This is a genomic window from Streptomyces sp. UW30, assembly GCF_008042075.1.
Taxonomy (GTDB): Bacteria; Actinomycetota; Actinomycetes; order Streptomycetales; family Streptomycetaceae; genus Streptomyces.
Genome location: NZ_RDBN01000011.1, coordinates 1 through 3,548 on the forward strand (window position 1 = coordinate 1; position 3,548 = coordinate 3,548).

Consider the following 3,548-nt stretch of genomic DNA (forward strand, 5'->3'; position numbering starts at 1 on the left):
GTGGGGTGCCCTTTTGATCGCCTGGGGCCTCGGCATGCTGGCCTGCGCCTTTACTGTGCGTCGACGCCCGAAGCGGCATTCACGACAGCCGCGGTAAGTTCCTGCGCCGCCCGCATGTCGGAGCGCAATGCCATGGGCCCGGGCCGAATGCCTTGCGGCGGCCGAGCGGTCGTACGGGCTGAAGTCGCCGATGGTCGTAGGTGAGGGTCTCGTCGGTGCGCGGGTGTTGCACGAATGGCCCGCCCCGAAGTGCCTGGTAGGCCCGAGCTACTAAGCGTCGTCGTGCGCACCCCGCGCAGACGGCAGCGCGGCGCGGCGGGCGCGCAGCACCCGGCTTCGGGCATGCACGCGTGCTACGCAGCGCCTGCGGGAGGGCGAGGAGAGCCTCCCGAAACCATGTCCCGTCGGCCCAAGCCTCTTGTGGCAACGGGCGTTTGGGGGCGACATGCCGCCTGTGGCGTAATCGGCTCGTTGCACCGGGCGGCGATGCAAGCCTGTGCCGGTCGGCAGCGTCGGGCCACGCTGATCGCCGTTGACCGCCGGTTGGATCCGAGCGGGTCGGGGTCTGCGTTGTGTCGGGGCACCGTGAGCCGGGACATGTGGTCCGTCGGGATACATGGTCGGGACGTTGAAGGCACTGACGTCGCTCCGGCCGGCATCGCGCGCAGCGGCTGCGGATGCGGGTGCTGGCGCGGATCCGGGTCCGGTCCGGATGCGGGTCCGGTCCGGGTGCGGGTCCGGACCTGGGTGCGGGCGACGCAGCCGGGACACCCGGCCGTCTGGCAATCACCGTATGGACAGAGCCGCCCATTGAGCGCCCCATCCCCCGGGACGAAGGGAAACGGAACAGCGATGACGGACGGTGGGCGCAAGCCGGACAGGATCGGGGTGGACCGGTCGGAGGGGTTTGGCGAACGACTGCTGGGTGTGCTCCTTGACCGGGCGCACGAGATGCCGCCGGAGTTGATCGCCCCGCTCGTCGCGGAAGAGGTGGCCAGGGTCGGAGGGCGGGAGGTCACCATCCTCCTGCAGGACTACGAACAGGTGCTGCTGGTGCCGCTGCCGGGCCGGAGGCTGAGGGTCGGCAGCTCCGAGCCGGTCGAGGGCTCCCCGGCCGGCGAGGCGTTCCTGAGCCGCAGAACGGTAGAGGTGCCGCAGGACGGCAGTGTGCGGATGTACCTGCCGCTGCTGGACGGCAGCGACCAGATCGGGGCGATGGCCGTCACCCTGGACACGGTCGATGACGACGACCGTCGGTTGCTCCGCAGACTCGCCGGTCTGGTCGCTGACATGATCGTCACCAAGGACGCCTACACCGACCTGTTCTTCCAGGCCCGTCGCAGCTCCCCGATGAGCGTGGCCGCGGAGATTCAGTGGTCGTTGCTGCCTCCGCTGTCGATGACCGTTCCGCAGGTCGAGGTGGCCGGAATCCTGGAGCCCGCCTACGACGTGGCCGGCGACAGCTTCGACTACGCCCTCAACGGCGACATCCTTCACGTGGCCATACTCGACGCGATGGGCCACGGGCTGGATGCGGCGACCATGGCGACGGTGGCCGTCGGTGCCTATCGACACACGAGACGGGCGCATACCGATCTGTCCCAGGTGTACGCCTTCATGGACAGGGCCATCAACGACCAGTTCGGCCCCGACCACTTCGTCACCGCGCAGATGATGGTGCTGAACATCGCCACGGGCCGGCTGCAATGGGTCAACGCCGGCCACCCGGCTCCGCTCCTGATCCGAGACCGCGCTGTCGTGGACCGGCTGGAGAGCCCGACCACGTTGCCGGTCGGCTTCGGCGGTGAGGAGCCGATGGTCAGCGAGCGGATGCTGCAACCCGGCGACCGGCTGCTGTGCTTCACCGACGGCCTGATCGAGGAGCACCAGGCGGGCGGGGAACAGTTCGGTGAGGAGCAGCTCATCGAGTGGACCAACCGCATCCTCCGCGAACGCACCCAGGTACGGGCAGTGGTGCGAGCCCTCTCCCACGCCCTGAAACACGAACGCGGCGGCACCACGAGCGACGACGCGACCATCTTCCTCATCGAGTGGCGAGGCGGCGACGCCGACCATCTCGCCACCCTCGACTGAGCCCGCGATATCCCATGACCGATCTCTGTAGAGCAGACCCTCCAGCGGTGCTCAGCTGTCGGCGAGCAGTTCCAGCGAGAGGTTCCAGAGGCGTTCGGCGTTGGTGGGGTCCAGGGCGTAGGGGGCGACGCCGATGCCGATGCCGGGGACCTGCTGGTCGTGCCTCCGGATACGACTGAGGAGGCCGCGGAACCGCTCATGGCAGCCGCCGCCGGCGATCCCGTGTGACGGCACCCGCCCTTGCGCTGCCCGGCCGCGGCGGGCGACGCGCCTCGCGTGCAGTCATATCCCGACCGTGCGTTGCTGATTCCGGCCGTGTGACGGGAAGGCACCGCCGCTCCGGTCCTTCCCGGCCCGCGCCCTGCTTCCGTGGCGCGCCCGTTCCGCCGTCATGAGCGCGGTCGCGGTCTTCGGCGGACCGGTGTCCGCGCTCGCGGCGGRCATCAGCCAGGCGGCCGAGACGGGAGTCGTCTGCGGCGGGACCACCAAGAGGTTCCAACGGCCCATGCGGTACGAGAGCAACAGCAGTTCGTGCGGGTCCTGCTCGGCCAGGAACCAYCCCACCTTCACCACGTGCCCGGCGACGGACACCTTGCGCGGAACGACGGGCCAGTGGGTGGGATTCACTGTGACCCGGGTGATCCGCCCCCACAACGGATCCAGTACGGCCGTCAGTGAGGGGAGTTCGGACTCGAGATCGCGGGAGCGGGGCCACCAGGCGCCGTCCAGCAGAGACGGTGCGGGGCCGGTGGGAGCTAGCGACAGGCGCAGAGAGGGCGAGGAGAAGCCACGGTCATCGGCTTCGGCTTCGGCTGTCGGCGGGAGGGAAATGGTCGCAGTCATGACGCGAACCCTGCCCCGGGCCGGTCATGACCGGCCCGGCGTATTCAATCGCCGAAAACGACACCAGCCTGGGAGCCTGTGCGCGAAATATCCTCGGTGATTCCAGCGTACTCCTCGGACAGGCCCAACGGATGGTCCGGCCAACGGAGAAACAGTCCCATGGGTCCCTGCACGGGGCTTGCGCCCCAGAGGCAACAGTCCGAACCATCCCGGTGCACTCGCCGACGTGGCCACCATCGCGATACTCCCAGGTGCTCCGCTCGTACGCCCGAGGACCGCCGCGGCTGACCGGCAACACTTCCCGGGCTGAGGATCTGCTCGGCCTGGGTCACGCCGTCCGGTCCGCCCGGCGCCTTCGGGGAGTAGCGTGAAGTCATCGGGAGCACTTCGCACATCGGCTCCGATGCCGGTGCCGTTCCCGGTGAGCGACGACACCGGGCAGCTGCTCTCGCGCAGGAGTCCGGAGACGGGTTCGCGCGATGGCCGCGACCACCTCTCATCCCCCGCTACGGGCCGTTCCCTTCAGGGCCCCGACCGCGCGCCTCGCGTTGAGATCCGAGAGCTCTTCCGCAGGGCCCGCCGAGTTGGACGGCGCCTGGTGGCCCCGCCCG

The 3,548-nt window shown here is 69.5% G+C and carries 3 protein-coding genes; 1 reads left to right on the plus strand and 2 read right to left on the minus strand.

Annotated features, from left to right (window positions below):
• Positions 1-852 precede the first annotated feature (852 nt).
• The gene (locus EAO75_RS08835) at positions 853-2,094 is read left to right on the plus strand and encodes a PP2C family protein-serine/threonine phosphatase (protein WP_147994506.1); all 1,242 of its coding nucleotides are present in this window, start codon (positions 853-855) and stop codon (positions 2,092-2,094) included.
• Positions 2,095-2,145: 51 nt separating this feature from the next.
• Here EAO75_RS08835 and EAO75_RS46505 read toward each other — a convergent pair whose 3' ends face one another.
• Both EAO75_RS46505 and EAO75_RS08845 read right to left on the minus strand, forming a co-directional pair.
• Positions 2,146-2,328 (minus strand): hypothetical protein, encoded by a 183-nt coding sequence (locus EAO75_RS46505; RefSeq protein ID WP_222723926.1) that lies wholly within the window; start codon positions 2,326-2,328, stop codon positions 2,146-2,148.
• A 48-nt stretch (positions 2,329-2,376) separates the two neighbouring features.
• Positions 2,377-2,937 (minus strand): DUF5994 family protein, encoded by a 561-nt coding sequence (locus EAO75_RS08845; RefSeq protein ID WP_147994507.1) that lies wholly within the window; start codon positions 2,935-2,937, stop codon positions 2,377-2,379.
• Positions 2,938-3,548: the final 611 nt, after the last annotated feature.

What these genes read in the sequence shown, in the direction of transcription:
- EAO75_RS08835 (WP_147994506.1), top strand. Translation starts at nt 853, where the DNA reads ATGACGGACGGTGGGCGCAAGCCGGACAGGATCGGGGTGGACCGGTCG.